Genomic DNA, 21,683 nt, shown 5'->3' on the forward strand with positions numbered 1-21,683 from the left:
GGGTACGCCTGAAAAGCCGGGGCGCCCTGCCCCGGCGGCAGGTATTACTCGGCGCGGCTGCGGGGCAGGAACGCATTGGCTTCCCACAGGTCGTAGCCGCTGCGGAAGGTGCTCAGGTCGTCCCAGACCTTCTTGAAGAAGGGGTCTTCAGCGGACTTTTCAGACGCTACTTCCAACCATTTTTCCTCGAATGTTTCGAGCATCGTATCGCTCCAGTAGCGGATCTCGACACCGTTCTTCTTCGCATCAGCCATCACCGGGAACTGCATGGCCTCACCTTCTGCCACCGAGTTGGTCATGGATGCCATGCAGGTGGTTTCAACCTGTGCCTGCTGCCCTTCGCTCATGCCACCCCAGGTATCCTTGTTGATCAGCAGTTCGAAAATGGTGGCCTGCTGGTGCCAGCCGGGAAAGTAGTTGTACTTGACGATTTTGTTCAGCCCAAGACGGGTATCGATGGCAGGCTGGGAAAACTCGGTGGCATCAATGGCCCCTTTCTCAAGCGCACCAAAGATCTCGCCACCGGGAATCTGCACGGTGCTGACGCCCAGTTTCTCCATCACCGCTGCACCCAGACCGTAGAAGCGCATGTTCAGGCCCTGCAAATCTTCGGGCTTGTCGATCGGCTTGGCGAACCAGCCGGAGGTCTCCGGCGACAGGATGGCACAGGGCAGCACCTTGACGTTGTAACCGGCAGTGTCATACATCTCCTGATACAGGCTCATGCCGTTGCCGTAGTACATCCAGGCCATGTATTCACCGGCCTCTGGACCGAAGGGTACGGCGGAAAACAGTGATGCCGCCGGTATCTTGCCCTGCCAGTAACCGGAAATCGCGTAACCCGAGTTAACTTTACCCGAGGACACCGCATCGAGAATCTCCGGCGGGCTGACCAGCTTGCCGGGTTCGTAGATCTTCATGCGCACATTGCCATCACTGATTTTGTTCAGATGATCGGCCACCCAGACGATTGTGGTGCCCAGCGCCGGCAGATTGGTACCGAAGGCGATCGGCGTTTTCAGCAGCACCTTGTCGGCAGCAATGGCCGGAAGCGCCATAGTGGCAACAACACCGGCAACGGCGGCAGAGATCAGAACGGACTTTATTGTTTTCATGTGTGCTCCAGAGTGTGGTGGTTGTGTCTTTCCATAGTTGCCCGCTACCAACCTGCGAGGGCCGATAACGGATTTTTCACGCACTGACATGGCAGTGAGAGTAACGCTTCGATGTGGCAGCCTTATTGCGCTGTCCAGGCACCATCGATTGGCAACGCCGCACCGGTGATCGCGGCAGCGGCATCGGAACAAAGGAAAACGATCATGGCACCGATGGACGCAGGATCAATCAATGAGGGATAGGGTGTTTTGCTGTGCAGCAGACCCAGCTTGGCTTCGTCGATCGACACGCCATGCTCCTCGGCAAATACCTGTATCTGATGGTTCAATATCGGCGTGTCGGTCCAGCCCGGGCAGATGGCGTTGGCCGTTACACCGTTGGCCGCCTGCTCCAGCGCGACCACTTTGGTCAATCCCACGAGGCCGTGCTTTGCGGCGCAATAAGCCGCCTTGTTGGCGGAGCCCACCAGGCCGTGAACCGAGGCGATATTAATGATGCGCCCCCAACCGGCCTGCTCCATGGCCGGCAGTGCGAGCCGCGTGGCATGAAAGGCCGCACTGAGGTTAACTGCCAGAACCTGATCCCACTTGTGCACTGGAAAATCCTGCGTTGCAGCGGTGTACTGAATGCCCGCATTGTTCACCAAAATATCGAGAGCCCCCAGTTGCGTTACGGTCGCGTTCACAAGCTGCTTAACTGCATCGGGCGTAGCAAGATCGGCACAGAAATACCGCGTCTGTACGCCAAACTCCTGCTGCAGTGCCTGCGCAATCGGCTCTCCGATCGCCTGCTCTTCCAGGCCGTGCAGCATGACCTGCACGCCGCTGGCGGCGAGCACTTTCGCCGTCGCCAGACCAATTCCGCTGCTGGAACCTGTAACCAGTGCTGTTCGGCTGCGTTTCATGAATACGTCTCCAATGGATTTTTATAGGTTGCGAAAGAAGAAATGGGGCTCAGATTCTGTGCCTGAGGATGCCCATAGGCACAGGCGCAGCACGGCTACCGCGGCCGGGACTGTCCCAGTTACGGATCAGGGTGAAACAGGGAAAACAAATATTCAGTGGCGCGCCAAAAGCGTCAGCGGCCCTTGATGCGGTACGTAAAAGACAGCACAACGCTGAAGAGAGGATAAGTGGCATTTCGATGCTCGCATTTTGTTATTCTGCGAATCTCTAAAGCACCTCTCGGGCCAAAAATGTTAATACATTGATTTTATTATATTTTATTAACTAGCCTATCCATTCAGTCACTAGACTGTCTGGAAAAAAAGACACTTAATGTCTTGTGGTAAAGACAATAACGTCTTAAATTCTGTACAAATCACTCAGGAAGAGAACGCCAGCATGGTGCCATGGGATGAAACATCGCAACGCCGTATCAAGAAACAGGCGTTGTCATTTTTTACCGAATCCTTTGAGCAGTTTTATGAACACTCGATTGCAGTGGACAAAGACTGCTGCATCACCTGGATCAGTGAATCCTACTGCCGTTTTCTGGACCTTCAGGCCTCCCCCATTGGTCAGCACATCAGCAGCATCATCCCCGGCAGCTACCTGCCCGACGTCATTGCCAGTGGCGTGCCGATCTTTCTCGACCTGCTGTACCTTAAAGACCAATGGATTGTGGTGAGCGTTATCCCGCTGCAGGATGAAGAGGGTAATATAGTCGGCGGCTTTGGCTTCGTGGCCAGCGAAAGCATTGACCGCATCAACCCGCTTTTAACCAAGTACAACACCCTGCAGAATCAGCTGCGCGATGCGCGCAACAAGCTGGCCCAGGAGCGGCATTCCCGCTACCACATGTCGCAGATCATTGGCCGCAGCGATGCTTTGCAAGCGGTGCGCAAACAAGTCCGGCAGGCTGCCCGCTACGACATATCGGTACTGCTCAGCGGTGAAACCGGCACCGGCAAGGAGTTGTTTGCCCACGCGCTGCACGATTTGTCGGCGCGCAATGCCGGGCCCTTTGTCAGCCTCAATGTGGCCGCTGTGCCTGAAAACCTGATTGAGGCAGAGTTCTTTGGTGTGGCACCCGGCGCATACACAGGGGCAGCCAAAAACGGCCGTGTCGGCAAGTTCGAACTGGCCCACGGTGGCACCCTGTTTCTGGATGAGATTGGCGATATGCCCCTGGACCTGCAGGCCAAACTGCTGCGCGTACTGCAGGAACAGGAATTTGAGCCCATTGGTTCTAACACGCTCAAACGGGCGGATGTACGGATTATTGCTGCCACCAGTCTCAACCTGCTCGACATGGTGGAGAATGGCCGCTTTCGTGCCGACCTTTACTACCGGCTCAGCGCCTTTCCAATGCAGCTGCCGCCGCTGCGCGACCGACTGACCGATATCGAGGCCCTCTGTGAAAACTTTCTTGACCAGATTGCCCTCAAACTCGGCATCCCGGCCAAGACCCTCTCGGCCGATGCGCTGCAGCTACTGAGCAGGCATTCCTGGCCTGGCAATATCCGCGAACTGCACAATGTGATTGAACGTGCCTGCGTGCTTGATGACAGCAACGAAATTACCGCAGCCAGTCTGCTGCCTTTTTTACGCCACGCTGACACTGCCCATCGACCCGCCTCCAGCGCCCCACAGACCAATCCGCCCCCTGCCCGTCAACAACCCTCCAGCCTGGCCGAAGCCACGCTCGCGGCAGAGCGTGCCGCCATCATTGATGCACTGGCCTACTGTCACGGCCACAAGACCGAGGCTGCGAAAATACTTGGCATATCCCGCGCCAACCTCTATGAAAAGCTGAAGAAGATCAGCTGAGCATCCGCAACCCTTGCGATCCCCTGAGCGGTGGCCGCTGCGCGATCGAAGGTGATTTTCCGGGCAGCCTAACACACCCGCAAACGTCATCAGGGCCGGGGGTGTTCAGCGCCTGTCGAACCGCTGCAGGCCGTGCCGGCATGCTCGTCAAGGAGGATTTTTTTCAGTGCGGCAGGCGCCGCAAAGGAGGATCCCTTAAGTGGCGGCCAGGGTCTCGCAGGGAAAGCGCCCTGGGCTTTCGCATAGCTGCTCAGCGCACGCAGTGGTATATCCTGACACAGGTCCCCATCCAGGTCGTAGCCGAGCAATTCCCCGGAGGGCGCCTGCAACAACCTGGCAAAGTAGGCCGCGCGCTCACGCCGGTCAACCAGCGCATTGTCACTGACGAAGTGCGCCAGTTCAGGCTCAATGGCGCCCACGGTAATCACGCCGCGAGCAAACGAGAAGGTATTCACCATGCCCCGGCCACCGTTGCCCGCGATAGTCACCACGATAACCCCGGCATCCGCCAGGGCTTCCAGCTCGCGAATAATCGCCAGCGTTGCCCCCCAGTTGCCACCCGCCTCGCTCCACTCCTCTAGCTGCGCCACATAGCGCGATGCGCGCGAACGGTGCAGCGGCACTTCGAAAGCGCTGATCAATGTGGACGACTCCCAGGATAGCAGCAGCGCATCCAGCGGCTGTCGATCCAGCCGGGCACGTATTTCGCGTAAATTAAGCACAATGGAATCCAGCGGCGGCCTGTCACTGCCAATGGGATAGAGAAAAAAGGACAGCTCGGGGTGGGCGGCGATTAGACGTACCAGATCACCATGATAGTAAGGCTCCTTGATCTGGTCGCCATCCAGATCCAGCATACCGTACATCCAGCGCTGCATGGCCTGCCCCTGCGCCGAGGCGCTTAACGCGGGAAAGAAACGATCCACGATCGCCACTCGCCGGGCAGCCTCGGTTACACACGGACAGAGAAACTGAAACAGCAGCAAAAAAAGCGCAATCCTGGCAGGCATGGCACCCCCAATGACAGGACCTTTCGCCATCCGACACGGCGACCCCGGCACTGAACTGAGTATAGCCAGACGAGCGCGTGACTTTGCCGGCACTCCACACCGGTAGCGGCGTCGATAGGATAAACCGGGCGAAGAAACAGGCCTGGACCGCCCGTTTCATCGTCACCCGCTTATCTAATCATCCGCATGAAAAAATAAAATACACGATATGTATTAAATATTAAGAGCTTCAGCGCGCCGCATCTGCGCGATGACTCTGACGATAGGACGCCGGTGTCATGCCACTCCACTTGCGAAATGCACGTACAAACGCGCTGGGTTCGGTAAAACCCAGCATGGAGGCGACTTCCTGCACACTGATACCGGGATAGTTAAGGTATTCCTGCGCCGCGGCAAAGCGGCTCTGGTCCTTGAGCGCCTGATAGGTTGTGTCCTCACGCTCAAGCTGGCGTCGCAGGGTGCGTGACGACATGTTTAACGCACGGGCCGCCTCAATGATGGTCGGCGGCGAACGACTGAAGTCCTGACCGATCAAACCACGCACCTGCGCACTGACGGAACGGTCACCATTCACCATGACCATGAGCTGGTACGGTGCCGTACGCAGAAAGCTGCGCAGGGTTTCGGCCGTTTGCATCATGGGCATTTCGAGTTGTGCGGCGGGAAAAACCAGGCAGTTCTCCGGCGCGTTAAACTCCAGCGGACACTGAAAAAGGTTCTGGTAATCGTTCAGGTTGGGCTGGGATGCAAAGGTAAAGGCTACCTTTTCCAGTGGCAGGCGATAACCCACCATCCAGCTCATGAAATGGTGCCAGATCGACAGGGTCGATCGAATGAGCCCTGGTGTTTCATCCGATACCAGGCGTTTTACCGTATCGGCCGGCATGGAACTGAGCGCCACATACCGAAACACCGCACTGCTGCCTTCAATATCAATATGGGGCTTGACCGTCGGCCCCTTGCAGATTTCATAGAATTGGCCGCAGCGGCGTATCGCTTCCCCGAGGGTTGTACAGGTAATAACACTGAAACACATCATGCGAAAGGTGCCGTTGGGCATGCGTCCACCCGAGAGCATTCCAAACGACTCATCCTGCACCAGCCACATCATGCGTTGATAGAGCTGGCCGAACTGCTCGGCAGGAAAGTCCTCCCGACCCTCGATGTCGGCACGCGATAGCCCGATAGACTTTAACAGCGAGTTAACGTCATATCCTTTCTGCTCGGCATGGGTCAGCAGGCTTTCAACATAATCGATCGTAACGGCTTCAGACCTGGACATATTTTGGATTACCAAAATCCTGCAACTGTCTGAAAATATTACCGTCAATGCCCCACAGCGTACAACCGGCGATTCACCGGCCCCTGCCAGGCACCGCCCTTGAACAACCGGGCCAGACCCAGCTGCGCCGACTGGCGCAGCTTCAACCCCGTCACTTAGAAACGGTAGCCCACGCCTACCATATAGACCCAGGGATCAATATCCACCGAGCCGACACTGGCACCGTTCAGTTTCGCGTCTGTTTCGAGATCAATATTCCAGACGGCGGCGTTTACCAGCCACTGATTCTGTAGCTGGTAATCAAAACCTGCCTGCCAGGCAATGCCCCAGGAATCATCAAGCTCGAGCTCACCCAGCGTTGAATCTTCTTCGAAGAAAGTCGTGTAGTTGATACCGACACCCACATAGGGCTGAAAGCCGCCAAGATCCAGTGCCGGCATGTATTGCAGCGAAAGCGTGGGCGGCAACTGCTTGGCATCCCCTATTTTGCGGCCATTGGATGTAATGTCGTGCTTGAACGGCGAGGCGACCAACAATCCAACACTGATCTCGTCCGACAGCATATAGGAGGCCGTGATACCCAGTGCCGTACCGTTATCCACGTCGACATTGAGGGCATCAAGCGTGCCATGCGGCTTGGCATCCGGCTGAACCGAGGCCACGCCCGCACGCAGAATGACATCACCGGCCTCATAAGCCTGACTCAGGCTGGACAACGACGCCAGACCGACCGCGACCGCCACAGATAAACGCATATTTTTCATTGTACCGACTCCCTGACAAGGCTCTAAAAAACTGCGCGCATTAAACCGCCTATTGGCTGTCAGTACATTGATCTATATCGCCTTTTGCTTGAAAGAGAACTTATATCCAGGCAATTTCTTGACGGACGTCAAAACAACATGGGTTGAGCAATCACATTTCTGGCCTGCCAGGCAAGCAGGCCCACGGAGCCGCTGCCGCGACTGCGTGAGGACCGGCACATTCAAGGAACCTCTGGACTATCTCGACGGCGGTATATTCTGATTCATGCGCAGCAGGTTATCCGGATCATATTGCTGCTTGAGACTTGCCAGTCGCTGGTGATTCGCGCCATAGGCTTCCCCGACCCGATACCCTTCATCGGCGGTCATGAAATTGACATACACGCCCCCCATCGCATGGGGTACCAGCGCATCAAACAACTGCCGGCACCAGCCGATACAACGATCGTCATCGCTCGCCGAGTCCCAGCGGCCATGAACATTGACGATAAATTCGGCCTCGCGGTGCGGATAGGCGGTTGCATCAACAGGCTTGCTGTTGGTGGCCCCGCCCATCTGTGCAATGAAAATCTCAGTCTGATCCGACGGCAAACGCTGGCAATACTCCACCACTATATCGATCAGCGCATCCGGTAAGGCGGCCAGATTGTGGGACTTCCAGTAGTTTCGCGCCCCCGGGGCCAGCAGCGGATCAAACGCGGCCTGCCAGTTCACAAACAATTGACGGCCAACATGTTCACCTGCAGGCGTTCCCAGGTGGCGCAACGGCTCAATCAGAGCCGCGCCGTCGTCCGGATTACCGCTATAACAAAGCGCCAGGATCAGCACTTCAGTTCCGTGTACGTTTTCAGGCAGAAACGGCAGCGGCGGCGCCTTGCGCATGACACCCCAGACAGTCAGGCTGTCAGGCGCCTGGGCGGCGAATTCCCGGTACTGCTGCAGCACAGAACGCGCCTGATCGAGCGGGTAAACAATCAGGCCGGCGAGCACTTCCGGCCAGATCCGCTGCAGCGAGAACTCGAACGCGGTGACAACACCAAAATTACCGCCACCCCCGCGCAGCGCCCAGAACAGATCTGGATTTTCCTGCTCGCTGGCCCGCAGAAATTGCCCGCCCGTACTGACCAGATCCGCCGATTTCAAGTTATCGACCGTAAGACCAAAGCGCCGCGACAGCCATCCAAACCCGCCGCCGAGCGTAAGACCGGCAACCCCGGTGGTCGAGTTAATCCCCAGCGGCACAACTTGTCCGCACGCCAGTGTTTCTCGATCCAGGTCACCCAGAGTGGCACCCGCCCCGACCCAGGCCGTGGCCGCACTGGAATCAACCCGCACCCAGCGCATGGGCGCCAGGTCGATCATCAATCCGCCGTCGCAGACAGCATTACCGGCAATGTTGTGACCGCCTCCGCGAACCGACACCAGCAACCCGTGCTGGCGTGCAAAATCGATCGCCGCTCGAACATCGGTTGGAACGGCACAGCGCACAATCAGCCCGGGACGGCGATCGATCATGGCATTCCAGATGCCACGCGCCCAGTCATAATGTGAAGAATCCTGCCTGAGCAGATCGCCGCGCAAAGACCCAGCGAGCCGGTCGATCTCCGACTCTTCCAGCTCTACGACTCCTCCATCAGATAAAGTTAAACGGTACATGGACGTAACCTCCAGCCTGCAGTAAATGCGCATCCAATACGGAACGGGCAATCCCTGGCATGGGCGGCCGACGACAGACTGACCAACACGCTTACATCTTAGTCGAAGCCAAAATTGCTGCCGCCATCTATAATTTGACAGACGCCAGTTATTTGCTACAGGAGTTGCAGGATTGGTTACACCTCAAATTCGGGGAATATCGCCATGAGAGTTCAACTACTGGTCACTAGAACGGATTTCTCGGTACCTAATATAGAAAGAGAATTCAGGGACTTGGGAATAGGTTATCAGGTTGATTATCTGGAAGATCATCCCGATTTGATCACCAAGCACAATATTCGCCACTCGCCCATTATCCTCATCGATGGCGAACTGGCCTTTCGGCATCAGCCGAGCGAGGATGAGATCAAGGCCTATTTCCATAAATTGAAAACACGGCACTAGCGCACTTGTCGGCAAGAGAAAATCAGGCAACCCATGCAGCGCTCTGCCCTTGAGAGCACAGCCATTGTGCGTGGTTTTCGCTTGCCCTGTGCGATACCCCCCTGGCTTGAGTCGCTGGCAAGACCCCGACGGGCCTGCGCCTTGCTGCTTCACCCCACTAACCTGCCGGGCGAATAACCCATTCCCCCCTGCGCTGATCAGCAGGCTTTTTACGTACAAAAATGCAGCATTGAAACCAGATAACGGTATAAATAAACGGTATAAATATATGGCTGTTTTTCCGTGACAACGGATACCGCTATATCAGCGATGCCACATCGATAAATTAATCCAACAATTACAATAATATACAGCCACATATTAAGGGGATTCATCATTACAATCTGACACAGCCTCAGGCTGGTCCCACCTTAGGCGGGTTCAGATACACCATCGATCCAGGTCCGCTGCGCCTGCAACTGCCCATCCAGCAACACCAGGTTCGCCTGGTAGCCTGCTCGAATTCGGCCGTAACGATCACCAAGTCGCAAAAACTCCGCCGGATAGAGCGAGGCCATGCGCAGACTCTCTTCCAGCGGAAGCCCCAGCGACTCAACGCAGTTGCGCACTGCAGAGGCCATATCGAGATCCGACCCCGCCAGCGTTCCCTGCGGTGAGCAGACACGGCCGTTCTCTCGCACAATGGGCTGCCCAAGCAGCGCGAACTCGCGCCCCTCCACTCCCACGGTCTGAACCGCATCGGTCACCAGCATCATCTTGCCGGGCGCCTTGGCCCGCAGCGCAACCCTGAGCGTCGCGGCATGTACATGGTGATTATCAACAATCAGACCACACCAGCTATTGGCATCATCAAGCGCCGCCCCCACAACCCCGGGCTCACGGCTGGTCAGCGGCGACATGGCATTAAACAGATGGGTAAAGCCGCTCACACCCTGAGCCAACGCTTCTCTCATCTGGGCATAGCTGGCCTGCGTATGTCCGGCGGCAACGATAATGCCGGCTTCCGTCAAATGCCGAATAAAACCCGGACTCACCTGCTCTGGCGCCAGCGTCACCAGCGTTACCCCTTCGGACTCCAGACCGCCCAGGAGCGCCAGCGCATCTTCTTCGGGCGAGCGAATCATTGGCGCCGGGTGAATCCCCTTGCGCTGCAGGTTGAGGAAAGGCCCTTCCAGGTGAATGCCCAAAACGCCGGGTACGCATGACAGCGCCGCCCGGGTAGCGCCCAGGGCAGCCTGCATCACCTCGCGCCGGTCACTGATCAGGGTTGCAAGAAAACCGGTGGTGCCAAAGCGACGATGCGCCCGCCCAATGGCACGAATGCCCTCGACATCGGGACTGTCATTAAAGAGCACCCCTCCACCACCGTTGACCTGAGTATCGATAAAGCCCGGCGCCAGCAACTGACCGGCGAGGTCCTGCACAGGTATATCGGCGGGCAGCTGAGCGCATGTTGTCAGCGCTTCGATGCGGCCATCACGTACCCAGAGGGCGCGGTCTTCATGTATCTGTTCGCCGTCAAAGATGCGGCCATTGATCAACGCAAATTGCATCAGGTTTCCTCAGGCATTGACTTTATTCAGCAGTTTCATTCAACAGCCGGCGGGCCAGCAGCAGGGCACCGTCCATCGCATCCCCGGCCGGAGCACAGAGCAGCCCCAGCAGTGTCTTCGGCAGCCAGGGCCGCAGCGGTTCGCTCAGCCCACCCATCAGGCAGACACGTTCAGCGCCGAGCTGTTGCAGGCGCGCCAGCAAAGCGCCGGCTTCACGCCCGCTTTGTTGCAGCAGCTGGATCGCCAGCGGATCCTGTTCGGCTGCAAACTGCAGCACCAGCGGTGCAAAAGCACCATAGTCACGCGGCCTGGCCTGTTCAGACCAGTCGAGCACCCGGCTCTGGCTGTTCTCAAAGCGCGCCAGTAGCGCACGGCTCAGCGGCGTCGGCTCGATCATACCGTCTAACGCCAGCATCGCCTGGCGAACCAGGTTCAGCCCCAGCCAGGCGCCGCTGCCCTGGTCGGAAATCATGAAGCCCCAGCCGCCGATGACCTGAAAGCGCCCGGCGTTCTGGTATACCCCGCAGGAACCGGTACCCAGTATCAGTATCGCGCCCGGCTCGCCGCCATGCGCCCCCAGACAGGCCGTGTGGGCATCGGTTTCAATCGCCACCCCGGCAAAGGGATGGGCAAAATCCCGTACTGCGCTGCGGCGCGCATCATCCACGGCGCCCGCCAGGCCAAAACCCGCTACGGTACGCGCCAGGATGGACGCATCGAGCCCGGCCTCACGCAGCGCCTCTGCGGTCGCCTGCAGAATTTCAGCGTAGGCATTGTCCACACCCAGGCGCACGTTGGCACTGCCGGCGCGCCCTTCTCCCAGCACCCGGCCGTCAGCCGTCGCCAGACGTACCCGGCAGGAGGTACCGCCGCCATCAACACCGAGCAGATAATATGATTTATCGTTCATGTTCTCTTTAGCCCGCCATAAGCCGTTTTCATACTGCCACGGGCCGCGTTGACCCGTCATCGCCCGCACCGCTAATCGCGGCTACTCAACTGATCCGTTTGCTGGCGAACACGCTGATAATACTCACCGTGCTGCAACCGCGCCCCGGCGGCACGGTCCACAATTACCACCGCACAGGGATGCAATTGCAGGGCAGATGCCGGGCAGCTCGCGGTCACCGGCCCTTCCACCATGGCGTGCACCGCATCCGCCTTGGCATCCCCCGTGGCCAGCAACAGGGCCTTGCGCGAGCGCAGAATTGTACCGATGCCCATGGTGATTGCCAGACTGGGCTGAAACTCATCGACGGCAAAGAAACGGCTGTTATCGGCCAGAGTCTGGGGCGCCAGGGTCTTGATGCGCGTACGCGAGCCCAGGCTTGAGCTCGGCTCATTAAAACCGATATGGCCATTGCGGCCGATACCCAGCACCTGCAGGTCGATTCCGCCCGCCGCTTCTATCAGCGATTCATAGACCTCGCCGGCAGACGCCGGGTCGGCCATGCCGTCCGGCACCCAGGTGCGGGCCAGCGGGATATCAATCTGGCTAAACAGATACCGATTCATGAAATAGCGATAACTCTGCGGGTGCTCCGGCGCCAGGCCAACGTACTCGTCCAGGTTAAATGACTGAGCACGGGCAAAACTCAGCTCACCTTGCCGGTAGCGCCGTATCAGTTCTTCATAGAGCGCAATCGGCGTGTTACCCGTGGCCAGACCCAGCACCGCTTCAGGCGTGGTGCGCAGCAAACGACTCAGCTGGTCAGCCCCCAGTCGCGCCACCTCCTGTGCCGAATCCGCAATGATAACCTGCATAGAACTCCTCCACCCCTCGGGGCCCTTGTTATTACTGTTGTTAGCGCTCGTTTTTCTGGTTCTGCCTCAGCCTGACAGTCCAGCTGCCATCCCAGGATGGCGACTGCAGCAGACAAAACAATACCATTACAATACCAGTATTTGCTTCGAACGCAACCAACAAGACCAAACACCGCATAAAAAGGCGGTCAAGCAAGCCGAATACGGCGAATTACCCACTAAAAACACGATTGCACGCATTTCATTCTCATAATGGTATTGCAATTGGACTCACCAATGGTCTACAGTGGTATTACTTGAATGGCAAAGCCCATCCAAAGGTAAAGACCACAACAGAACACCAACCTCACAACAATAAATACGGAGTACAGTCACAATGAGCATGCCCATCAACGGTATCGCAACACGGCTTGGCAGCCTGTCGCTTGGCCTGATACTGGCCACCAGCTCCGTTGGCGCCTGGTCCGGTCAGAAACTGGTGATCGAGAGCTGGCGCAACGATGACAGCAAGATCTGGAACGACGTCATTATTCCCGCATTCAACCAGCAACACCCGGATATTGAACTGGTGTTCTCACCCACGCCTCCGAGCGATTACAACTCGGCGCTGCAAGCCAAGCTGCAGGGCGGAACCGCCGGCGACCTGATCACCTGCCGCCCGTTTGATGTCTCGCTCAGCCTTTACGCCAAGGGCAACCTCGAAGCCCTGAACAGCCTGCCCGGCATGGAAAACTTCTCGGATTTCGCCCGCAGCGCCTGGGTAACCGATGACGGCAAGGATACCTTTTGCCTGCCCATGGCCTCAGTCATTCACGGCTTTATCTATAACAAGGAGCTGTTCGAGGAACTTGAGCTTGAAGTCCCCAAGACCGAAAGCGAATTCTTCAAGGTACTCGATACCATCAAGAACGAAAGCCGCTACGTACCATTGGTGATGGGCACCTCGGACCAGTGGGAATCGGCCACCATGGGCTTTCAGAATATCGGTCCCAACTACTGGAAAGGTGAAGCCGGACGCAAAGCGCTGCTTGATGGCAGCGAGAAGCTGACCGACCCCCAGTACGTTCAGGTATGGCAGCAGATGGCCAAGTGGGGCCCTTACATGGGCCGTGGCTATGAAGCGCAGAAATACGCTGATTCCCAGAACCTGTTTACCCTGGGACGCGGTGTCATTTACCCCGCCGGCTCCTGGGACATTCCAACCTTTAACGATCAGGCCGACTTCGAATTCGCCGCTTTCCCCCCGCCCGTTCCCGATGGCCAGGACACCTGCTACATCAGCGACCACACCGACATTGCCATGGGTATCAATGCGGCGAGCCCCAACAAGGAAGCGGCGCGCACCTTCCTGAGCTGGATGGCGAGCAAGGACTTTGCAGAACTCTATTCAAACGAGTTGCCGGGCTTTTTCTCGCTGTCCAATCATCAGATCGACATCAAGGACAAAGTCGCGCAGCAGTTCCTCAGCTGGCGCCAGGACTGCGAGCAGACCATTCGTAACTCGTACCAGATTTTGTCCCGTGGTACGCCGAGCATGGAGAACGAGCTCTGGAACGTCAGCACCCAGGTACTCAATGGCACCCTGAGTGCAGAGGACGCCGCCCAGCAGGTCGAAGCCGGCCTGCAGCAATGGTACAAGCCGCACCAGTAAGCGCAGCCACCCCAAGGAGCCCGGGGCCCGTCCAGAGTGACGGGCTCCTTCCCCAACCAACACGACGGCAGCAGGATTGCAGCCCTCCAGTTAAATCATCAAAGCGGGTAGCGAACCATGTCCCAACCCAGCTCCATCCAGCGCCGCTTTCCCTGGCACATTCTGTTTTTTCTGGCACCCGGCCTGCTAATCTACGTGACGTTCAGCGTCTATCCGCTGCTTGACACGCTCTGGCTCGGCCTGTTCCAGGAAGACGAGACCGGACAGCGCTTCTTCGCCGGCATCAGCAACTACAAAACGCTGCTGCTGGATGCCGCCTGGTCCGAGCCGTTCTGGAACGCGCTCTGGAACAATACCAAGTTCTTTCTCATTCACATGCTGGTACAGAACCCCATCGGGCTCTTCCTGGCCGCCCTGCTCAGCTCGCCCAGACTGCGCCTGAGCAACACCTACCGCACACTGATTTTCATGCCCACCATGCTATCGGTGGTCATTATCGGCTTCGTCTGGCAGTTGCTGCTGAGCCCGATCTGGGGCATCAGCGAAGGCTTTCTGTACAGCATCGGTCTGGGGCAGTATTTCGACGCCTGGCTCGGCAAGGAATCCAGCGCGCTCATTACCCTGGCACTGATTTCGGTCTGGCAGTTCGTGGGCATTCCGATGATGCTGATCTATGCCGCCATGCTGAGCATTCCCGACGACCTGATCGATGCCAGCGTAGTGGATGGCTCCAGCGCCTGGCAGACCTTCTGGCACGTGAAACTGCCGCTGATCCTGCCCACCATCGGCATGGTGTCCATTCTCACCTTTGTGGCCAACTTCAATGCCTTTGAGCTGATCTATGCCGTCAAGGGCGCGCTGGCCGGACCCAATTTCTCGACCGACATCATGGGCACCCTGTTCTACCGCACCTTCTTTGGCTTCCAGCTGCAATCGGGCAGCATCACCATGGGTGCCGCGGTGGCCACACTGATGTTCCTGATCATTCTGGTGGGTGTAATGCTGTACCTGTTCGTCGTACAGCGTCGCATGAAACGCTTTCAGCTCTGAGGGGAGACAACCATGATTAGCCTGCCCGGCCTCAAACACAACACCGGCAAGACCCTCATGACCCATGCGGTTCTGCTGACCTATACCGTCATCGCGCTGTTCCCGATCCTGGTGATCATCGTCAACGCCTTCAAGAGCCGCAAGGCGATCTTCAAGGACCCGCTGGCCCTGCCGTCGCTGGACTCGTTCAGCCTGGCAGGCTTCGAACAGGTACTGGGGCGCGCCGATTTCGGCCTCTATTTTGGCAACAGCATGATCGTCACGCTGATTTCCCTGTTCTTCGTGCTGCTGTTCGGCGCCATGGCCGCCTGGGCACTGACCGAGTACAAGTTTCGCGGCAACCTGTTCCTCGCGGTACTGATCGCCATGGGCATCATGATTCCCATTCGCCTGGGTACCGTAAGCATCCTCAACCTGATGGCGAGTCTCGACCTGGTCAACACCCTTACCGCCCTGGTACTGGTGTATATCGCCCAGGGCCTGCCGCTGGCGGTGTTTATCCTGTCGGAATTCATTCGTCAGGTGCCCAAGGAGCTCAAGGAAGCGGCACGCTGCGACAATGTCAGCGAGTACAAGATCTTCTTCACCATTATCCTGCCGCTAATCCGCCCGGCCATGGCCACGGTGGCCGTGTTCACCATGATCCCGATCTGGAACGACCTCTGGTTCCCGCTCATCCTGGCACCCGGCGAAAGCACCCAGACCATCACCCTGGGCGTGCAGCAGTTCATTGGCCAGTACGTCACCGACTGGAACGCCGTGCTGTCATCCCTGACACTCGCCATCGTGCCGGTGCTGGTGCTCTATGTAATTTTCTCCCGTCAGCTGATTCGCGGCCTCACCTCCGGGGCAGTGAAGTGAGTCGGGCAATACAGATACACAAGAATAAACGAGGTTAATCATGGCTGACGTTAAACTGAGCAACATCAAGAAAAGCTACGGTGATACGCCCGTATTGCACGGCATCGACCTGGACATCAAGCACGGCGAGTTCGTGGTACTGGTGGGCGCCTCCGGCTGCGGCAAGTCGACGCTGCTGCGCCTGATTGCCGGGCTTGAGGACATCAGCAGCGGCGAACTGCACATCGGCGATCAGCAGGTCAATGCGCTCGCGCCGGCCCAGCGCGGCATCGCCATGGTATTCCAGTCCTACGCGCTCTACCCCCACATGACAGTGTTCAAGAACATGTCCTACGGGCTGAAGATTGCCGGCAAGGGCAAGGACTTTATCGACGCCAAGGTACGCGAGGCCGCCAGGATACTGCATATCGATCACCTGCTGGAGCGCCTGCCGCGCGAACTGTCCGGCGGACAGCGCCAGCGTGTGGCCATCGGCCGGGCCATCGTGCGCGACCCGAATGTATTCCTGTTTGACGAGCCCCTGTCCAACCTGGATGCCGCGCTGCGCGTGAAAACCCGGGTCGAGATCGGCAAGCTGCACAAGGAACTGGGCGCCACCATCATCTATGTCACCCATGATCAGGTGGAAGCCATGACGCTCGGCGACAAGATCGTGGTCATGAACCAGGGCCGTGTCGAGCAGTGCGGCTCGCCGCTGGAGCTCTACCAGCATCCCGCTACCCGCTTTGTCGGCGGCTTTATCGGCTCGCCGAAAATGAACTTCATCGATGGCAAGGTTGCCGCCCTTGGCGGTGATCATATCGAGATCCAGCTGAGCAACGGCTGTCGCAGCCGCGCCTGCGTCGAGGCCGGTGATCTGAAGGTAGGCGACCCGGTGACCCTGGGCGTGCGCCCCGAGCACATTGACGAGCGCAGCGATGCCGGCACGATGCTCAGCGGTGACGTCACCCTGGTAGAGCGCCTCGGGGAAGCCAGCTTTATCTACCTGACCCTGAGCGATGGTACCGAGATCGTGGTGCGCGGCAGTGGCGAAAGCACCGTTACCACTTCGGAACATATCAAGGTATCCTTCGCCCCCCATAACGCCCATGTGTTTGACAGCAACGACCGTGCACTGCGCAGGCTCAAGGCCGGTAACGTGCATTCAACGGCAGAGCTGGCACAACTCAAAGCCGTGGGCCAGGAAGCCTTTTAGGGAACCCGCCCGCCGGACCTGCGTATCAAGGCGGCGGGCATTGTTGCGACACGGGATTAGCCATGGACAAGACAGACAGCCTGATTCACCAGATCTTCGACGCGCCGGTACAGGGCTCGCGTGAAGCCAAGCCACTGTACCTGCAACTCCAGCAGCGCATTCGCGATGCCATCCGTAACGGGCAGCTGCAATACGGTGAGGCAATCCCGCCGGAGCGGGAGATCGCCACGATCATGAAGGTGTCACGGGTCACGGTTCGCCGCGCCATCGACGACCTGGTCACCGAAGGCCTTCTGGTGCAGCGCCAAGGCGTAGGCACCTTTGTCAGCGACCGGGTCGAACAGCCGCTGAATTTTCTCAAGAGCTTCTCCGAAGTCATGCGCGAGCGCGGCCGCACCCCCGGCTCCAAGTGGCTGGACCGCTCCCTCGGTCTGGCCACCGAGGAGGAGCAGCGTGCCCTGCACCTGGGGCCCGATGACGAAGTGGTGCGCTTTCACCGCCTGCGCCTGGTGGACGACCAGCCCATGGGGCTGGAAATGGCCGCCATTCCACGGCGCTTTCTCGACAACCCCTTTGCGATCAAGGATTCGCTGTACCAGGTCATGTCGGAACTGGGCCTGCGCCCGGTCAAGGCGCTGCAGCGCCTGCGCGCCATCTCCATCGACGAAACCCGCGCCGCCCACCTGGCCATTCCGGCCAACAGCGCCGTACTTTACATTGAGCGCCTGGGCCTACTGGCAGACGACACGCCGGTCGAATTCACCCGCTCCTGGTTTCCAGGCGATGCGTACGATTTTGTCGCCGAGATCCGCAACCCTGATGGCGTGCCGGTGGAGAGTCTTTAATTCCCAAAGAGCACCGGTCTTCACAATGCCGGCCCGTGCCTTGGCTCCATCGATGGGATTTTATTAGGTTCATCGCGTTTTACCGGGAAATGTGGCTTTGATCATTAGGAAGAAGTAGTCGTTATCCCGGTATCGATGTTCGACAGGATGCACAGCCGTCCTGCCGTGATTGCCGCCTATGAAAAAGGCAAACCCTGGACCAGCCGCCCGGCCGTGACAGAAGAAGGCAAGAAACTTCTGTTTGGGCAGACCGCGCTGGCCTGCCCCCCAAGCAGCGTCGCCCGATCAAGCTCGAACTGATCACCTCGAACCAACGCAATAAAGGCTTCTCTTCAAGCGTCAGGCCTTTTTTGCGTGCGGCTCTGGATCAGTCAGGGACTGGTAGGTGGCCATTGGCACGATGCGTGGTTACTATAAACCCTGCTCTTGTGCTGAATTACCACCTTCAACAGATTGCGGATAGATCGAACTGAATGGCTTGAATTCCTGCTAACGGCACATGATGACCGGATGAACTTTGTTAATAGCTGGAACTAAAACAGGGAACTTTACAAAGGTAAGACCTGATGTACTTGTAATCATATACGAGCCGTATAGAAACAAGTAATATATTTTCAGGTAAATAGATTAAAAACGCCCGACCAACTACGGTAAGGCATTTTGGTATAATGGACTAAAATATCTATTTATTTCTATTTAGGTTTGTGAATTACAATAGATCCGCCGCCAATATCGGTTGTCGGATCGCTAGCATCATCATTACCTACCTGATTATCGTAAACGATACTATCGGCAATTTCCTTATTCCATATTTTTATACGAAAACGATCTTTTTCCGAGCTATTGCTAAGTGCTTCATCAATCACTGTGATCATGAAGCCATAGTTGCCCTCGCCGTTGATCGTACCTGTACCTTTGAACTGAGCTCGAGAACCAGAGACAACCAACCAATCACAATCATCCGAGTAAAATCTCAATCCGGCCGTTTCAAAATTAAATTCAGTATCACCATCTGGCACACTTGCTCCCTTTTTGTATTTCGTCACAAATCCGAATTCGGCCGTCCCAGTTAACCCTGGATTATCCAAATATGAACCTTCCGGTGAGTCAATCCACCCCCCGCCAGTGACAAAGCCGCCACTTGGATCGAAAACCGCCAAGAACGTACACTGAGATGTACTCACAAGTTCAGCATCATCGGTACCAGTGACACAAATTGAATGCACCCCTGATTCCAGCCCTGCTACAATGGTCGAAAATACGGTTTCTATATCGCTGTCATAAACTCCGTCAAAAGCGTTCATGCTCACGGGTGATCCCGAATTTATAGTATATTCAGCGCCAGTAATGATGGATGACCCAGTTCCACTATCATCAACTACAGCGTTAATATAAAACGACGTGTAGTGCTCTACGGGATTAATGCTCGTGTAGACACTTTCTACTACCGGAGGTTGTGTGTCTGGTTCTTCATCACCAATAATAATAGGCGTCATTGTTAGTATACTACCTTCAGTAGCCGTATCTACAAAAGTGAGGCCCGTTACAAACGCTAGCGGACTATTTGGATCGAGCATTTCGCTTTCTTCAATACCATCCAGAGTGAATGATCTAACTCCCCCTGGAATGAAGTCCGAAAAATAGAACGGAATCATTGCGGATAGCGTATGAGTCTGCCCTTCAAAATGAAGATTAAAAGTATGATCTCCACCTGGCAATGGTGCATTTATTAGAATCGAATCAATTGAAGGCGCCAACTCATTGACCGTGTAATGGTAACCAACTGCGATGGGCGGATCAAAATAGGTTCTTATAGAATGACCACCAAAATTTATCATTGGAATCGGCATAGGGAAGCCCCTTCCATCTCCTAGTTCGAGATCAGGAATTACGGGCCTCCCTGGCATCACCCCTTGCTTAGGATCAGCTCTATAAACGGCCCGACTGCCATCTGAAAGCCATGCAACAAATGCGATTTGTCCTACTTCATTTAAAGCTTCAGTATCTAAACCACTAAATCTTGTTACCTCAAGGCCATTCAAACTATCACCTTCGGTAACCACCTCAACTAATGCGCTATCTGTCGGTGCACGCACAAAAATACCTTGTCTTTCCACTCCATCAATATCAGTAGATGCTATAAATGAAACCATGTTATTATTATTCAAAGAAGTACCGAAATGGAATTTAGTAAACGGGTCATATTCTGAGCCCGCAACTGTGAAAGTACCGTCATCAGTGACAAGCATTATGTTACCAACGGTTTCTGAACCACTGCCAGTATTAAGGCTAGCATTGCCAAATATGTTGAACCCAATGGTATCATTTGCAATTACTGTAGATATTCCGTCAGACACGTCAATAGCAGTTGAAATAGGAGCGGCTCCACTTTCATAACGATAAACATAAATCGGCTCTCTAATAGAATCGAATACAAATAAGTGTGCAGCTTGTCCGACGTCGTTCACGACAACCTTACCAATTCCACCCGCTCGTGCATAAGGTCCAAGGTCTGTTTCTTTTACTCCATCAGAAATTATAATACTATCAAATGCATTCCTTCTGGATGCGATTTGGCCACTTGAGTTTATGTCAGCAGCAGTAAATTCTGGCGATATGTTCCCCTCAATGGTGTTTATGACTCCTCCTGAAGTAATAGCCCAAACCGAGAAATTATAAAATTCATCTGAAGCCAATCCAGAAACCACTCCATTATCATTAATTCCCACACGACTTTGAAGCGGAATTTGGGGAAAACCTGTTTCATCAGGTTCCAGAACTGGATAAAATCCTACACCATCACCACGATACAATCCATCGACGAAGGTGCCATTCGTCCGCCTTCTTCCTTGAAATGCAACGTCACCGTTATTATTTAATGCATAATGAAATATTATAACAAAGGGTTTATCACTATCTGTCTGTGAACTTTCGGCAATTTTTGAAAACTCAAAAAGGTCACTGGCTAAAACGCTATTAGAGAAGAGTATAAAAAAAAGAAGCCCTTCTATATTCATACCTTGACCTAAGAAAAATACCAAATTGCGAGTTAGTTTCCCAATCCGCCGTAGCCAACCAAGATCGGAAAGCGTCGTTAGGCCTCCTCCCCCATTAATTCGACACGGTGGTGCATCAAAAGATATACATGAAAATGCCCGACAAACGGCAACAATCACCTTAGCAACACAGCGTCCGGCAAGCCGACGGTCAGCTATAGATCTGATCTGTTTCATCGAGGACCTCCTCCACAAGTTCAGTGTGATCTCACATTCATCGGTGGCACCAGACCAACGCCGACTCCCAAGGTACTGAGTCAAGATGGCATCCGTGCTCCGCCCGCCATCGAGTGCACATCAGGAAGACGGGCTAAAATCCGCCCTCCGGCATGCATCATCAATGACATGAGCCTCCTGAATGAGATCCAGTGTCATGTTTGAAAATAGGAATAATTCCTAGGTTTGAACCTATCCAAATGGCTAGTTTTTGCACTAACGTTTAAAGACATCGCGGTGACTGACCTAGACAGTACCATCTGTGAGTGTTGTGAGAGATGGGCAGGTATGGTCTCAACCCACTACGGATGAGATCCAGGGATGGCCGAGGAAACTAACATGGCCTCAGACCCACTGCTCAGCTTAATCGACGCCATCTATGCCGCTGCCGCTGACCCTTCCTTGTGGCCATTCGTGGCTCGCCAAATCCAAAGCGCCATCGGTGGGCA

Annotated in this window: 17 protein-coding genes; 7 read left to right on the forward strand and 10 right to left on the reverse strand. The window is 55.9% G+C overall.

All coding sequences use genetic code 11. From position 1 onward, the window contains the following. Positions 1-44 precede the first annotated feature (44 nt). Together F451_RS0123520 and F451_RS0123525 are read right to left on the reverse strand one after the other, a co-directional pair. Positions 45-1,115 (reverse strand): TRAP transporter substrate-binding protein, encoded by a 1,071-nt coding sequence (locus F451_RS0123520; protein WP_020683878.1) that lies wholly within the window; start codon positions 1,113-1,115, stop codon positions 45-47. 122 nt (positions 1,116-1,237) lie between these two features. After that, complete coding sequence (locus F451_RS0123525; protein ID WP_020683879.1) at positions 1,238-2,020, reverse strand: 3-hydroxybutyrate dehydrogenase; 783 nt, start codon at positions 2,018-2,020, stop codon at positions 1,238-1,240. 439 nt (positions 2,021-2,459) lie between these two features. On the opposite strand from F451_RS0123525, the gene F451_RS0123530 reads away from it, so the two are divergent. Further along, positions 2,460-3,887, forward strand: a complete 1,428-nt coding sequence (locus F451_RS0123530) for a sigma-54 interaction domain-containing protein (protein WP_020683880.1) — start codon at positions 2,460-2,462, stop codon at positions 3,885-3,887. Between the two features lie 89 nt (positions 3,888-3,976). Here the strand turns inward: F451_RS0123530 and F451_RS26420 are convergent, their stop codons facing one another. From F451_RS26420 to F451_RS0123550, 4 genes are all read right to left on the reverse strand, one after another. Next, complete coding sequence (locus F451_RS26420) at positions 3,977-4,897, reverse strand: S8/S53 family peptidase (RefSeq protein WP_156826614.1); 921 nt, start codon at positions 4,895-4,897, stop codon at positions 3,977-3,979. A 229-nt stretch (positions 4,898-5,126) separates the two neighbouring features. Next, positions 5,127-6,179 carry an AraC family transcriptional regulator gene (locus F451_RS0123540; protein WP_020683882.1) on the reverse strand — a complete coding sequence of 351 codons (1,053 nt, stop codon included), beginning with the start codon at positions 6,177-6,179 and terminating at the stop codon, positions 5,127-5,129. 155 nt (positions 6,180-6,334) lie between these two features. Beyond that, positions 6,335-6,943, reverse strand: coding sequence for an OmpW/AlkL family protein (locus F451_RS0123545; protein WP_020683883.1), 609 nt, complete (start codon positions 6,941-6,943; stop codon positions 6,335-6,337). A 237-nt stretch (positions 6,944-7,180) separates the two neighbouring features. Further along, positions 7,181-8,599 (reverse strand): FAD-binding oxidoreductase, encoded by a 1,419-nt coding sequence (locus F451_RS0123550; protein WP_083928535.1) that lies wholly within the window; start codon positions 8,597-8,599, stop codon positions 7,181-7,183. 273 nt (positions 8,600-8,872) lie between these two features. On the opposite strand from F451_RS0123550, the gene F451_RS0123555 reads away from it, so the two are divergent. After that, on the forward strand, positions 8,873-9,043 hold the full coding sequence (locus F451_RS0123555; protein WP_020683886.1) for a thioredoxin domain-containing protein: 171 nt from the start codon (positions 8,873-8,875) through the stop codon (positions 9,041-9,043). 410 nt (positions 9,044-9,453) lie between these two features. Here F451_RS0123555 and nagA read toward each other — a convergent pair whose 3' ends face one another. The 3 genes from nagA to nagB all read right to left on the reverse strand — a co-directional run bounded on the left by nagA (position 9,454) and on the right by nagB (position 12,360). Then, complete coding sequence (gene nagA / locus F451_RS0123560; RefSeq protein ID WP_020683887.1) at positions 9,454-10,596, reverse strand: N-acetylglucosamine-6-phosphate deacetylase; 1,143 nt, start codon at positions 10,594-10,596, stop codon at positions 9,454-9,456. A 22-nt stretch (positions 10,597-10,618) separates the two neighbouring features. Beyond that, entirely contained in the window at positions 10,619-11,506 is an 888-nt protein-coding gene (locus F451_RS0123565) for a glucosamine kinase nucleotide-binding domain-containing protein (protein WP_020683888.1), read from the reverse strand. A gap of 71 nt (positions 11,507-11,577) precedes the next feature. Continuing rightward, positions 11,578-12,360 carry a glucosamine-6-phosphate deaminase gene (gene nagB, locus F451_RS0123570; protein ID WP_020683889.1) on the reverse strand — a complete coding sequence of 261 codons (783 nt, stop codon included), beginning with the start codon at positions 12,358-12,360 and terminating at the stop codon, positions 11,578-11,580. A gap of 376 nt (positions 12,361-12,736) precedes the next feature. Between nagB and F451_RS0123575 the strand changes: the two genes are divergently transcribed. The 5 genes from F451_RS0123575 to F451_RS0123595 all read left to right on the forward strand — a co-directional run bounded on the left by F451_RS0123575 (position 12,737) and on the right by F451_RS0123595 (position 17,962). Beyond that, a complete protein-coding gene (locus F451_RS0123575) occupies positions 12,737-14,011 on the forward strand; it encodes an ABC transporter substrate-binding protein (RefSeq protein ID WP_020683890.1) in 1,275 nt (424 codons plus the stop codon). A gap of 117 nt (positions 14,012-14,128) precedes the next feature. Further along, positions 14,129-15,061 carry a carbohydrate ABC transporter permease gene (locus F451_RS0123580; protein ID WP_020683891.1) on the forward strand — a complete coding sequence of 311 codons (933 nt, stop codon included), beginning with the start codon at positions 14,129-14,131 and terminating at the stop codon, positions 15,059-15,061. Positions 15,062-15,073: 12 nt separating this feature from the next. After that, a complete protein-coding gene (locus F451_RS0123585; RefSeq protein ID WP_020683892.1) occupies positions 15,074-15,922 on the forward strand; it encodes a carbohydrate ABC transporter permease in 849 nt (282 codons plus the stop codon). 40 nt (positions 15,923-15,962) lie between these two features. Further along, a complete protein-coding gene (locus F451_RS0123590) occupies positions 15,963-17,117 on the forward strand; it encodes an ABC transporter ATP-binding protein (protein ID WP_020683893.1) in 1,155 nt (384 codons plus the stop codon). 62 nt (positions 17,118-17,179) lie between these two features. Further along, positions 17,180-17,962 (forward strand): GntR family transcriptional regulator, encoded by a 783-nt coding sequence (locus tag F451_RS0123595; RefSeq protein WP_020683894.1) that lies wholly within the window; start codon positions 17,180-17,182, stop codon positions 17,960-17,962. 692 nt (positions 17,963-18,654) lie between these two features. Here the strand turns inward: F451_RS0123595 and F451_RS27955 are convergent. Then, positions 18,655-21,195: a DUF7453 family protein gene (locus F451_RS27955; protein ID WP_156826615.1), complete on the reverse strand. Its 2,541-nt coding sequence runs from the start codon at positions 21,193-21,195 to the stop codon at positions 18,655-18,657. Positions 21,196-21,683 lie beyond the last annotated feature (488 nt).

The sequence above is a fragment of the Marinobacterium rhizophilum DSM 18822 genome (genome assembly GCF_000378045.1).
In the GTDB taxonomy this organism is placed as follows: domain Bacteria; phylum Pseudomonadota; class Gammaproteobacteria; order Pseudomonadales; family Balneatricaceae; genus Marinobacterium_A; species Marinobacterium_A rhizophilum.

Bases quoted from the DNA above. Each gene is read 5' to 3' on its own strand.
- F451_RS0123540 (WP_020683882.1), bottom strand. From the start codon at position 6,179: ATGTCCAGGTCTGAAGCCGTTACGATCGATTATGTTGAAAGCCTGCTG.
- F451_RS0123525 (WP_020683879.1), bottom strand. From the start codon at position 2,020: ATGAAACGCAGCCGAACAGCACTGGTTACAGGTTCCAGCAGCGGAATT.
- F451_RS26420 (WP_156826614.1), bottom strand. From the start codon at position 4,897: ATGCCTGCCAGGATTGCGCTTTTTTTGCTGCTGTTTCAGTTTCTCTGT.
- nagB (WP_020683889.1), bottom strand. From the start codon at position 12,360: ATGCAGGTTATCATTGCGGATTCGGCACAGGAGGTGGCGCGACTGGGG.
- F451_RS27955 (WP_156826615.1), bottom strand. From the start codon at position 21,195: ATGAAACAGATCAGATCTATAGCTGACCGTCGGCTTGCCGGACGCTGT.
- F451_RS0123580 (WP_020683891.1), top strand. From the start codon at position 14,129: ATGTCCCAACCCAGCTCCATCCAGCGCCGCTTTCCCTGGCACATTCTG.
- F451_RS0123520 (WP_020683878.1), bottom strand. From the start codon at position 1,115: ATGAAAACAATAAAGTCCGTTCTGATCTCTGCCGCCGTTGCCGGTGTT.
- F451_RS0123575 (WP_020683890.1), top strand. From the start codon at position 12,737: ATGAGCATGCCCATCAACGGTATCGCAACACGGCTTGGCAGCCTGTCG.
- F451_RS0123565 (WP_020683888.1), bottom strand. From the start codon at position 11,506: ATGAACGATAAATCATATTATCTGCTCGGTGTTGATGGCGGCGGTACC.
- F451_RS0123530 (WP_020683880.1), top strand. From the start codon at position 2,460: ATGGTGCCATGGGATGAAACATCGCAACGCCGTATCAAGAAACAGGCG.
- F451_RS0123545 (WP_020683883.1), bottom strand. From the start codon at position 6,943: ATGAAAAATATGCGTTTATCTGTGGCGGTCGCGGTCGGTCTGGCGTCG.
- F451_RS0123550 (WP_083928535.1), bottom strand. From the start codon at position 8,599: ATGTACCGTTTAACTTTATCTGATGGAGGAGTCGTAGAGCTGGAAGAG.
- nagA (WP_020683887.1), bottom strand. From the start codon at position 10,596: ATGCAATTTGCGTTGATCAATGGCCGCATCTTTGACGGCGAACAGATA.
- F451_RS0123590 (WP_020683893.1), top strand. From the start codon at position 15,963: ATGGCTGACGTTAAACTGAGCAACATCAAGAAAAGCTACGGTGATACG.
- F451_RS0123585 (WP_020683892.1), top strand. From the start codon at position 15,074: ATGATTAGCCTGCCCGGCCTCAAACACAACACCGGCAAGACCCTCATG.
- F451_RS0123595 (WP_020683894.1), top strand. From the start codon at position 17,180: ATGGACAAGACAGACAGCCTGATTCACCAGATCTTCGACGCGCCGGTA.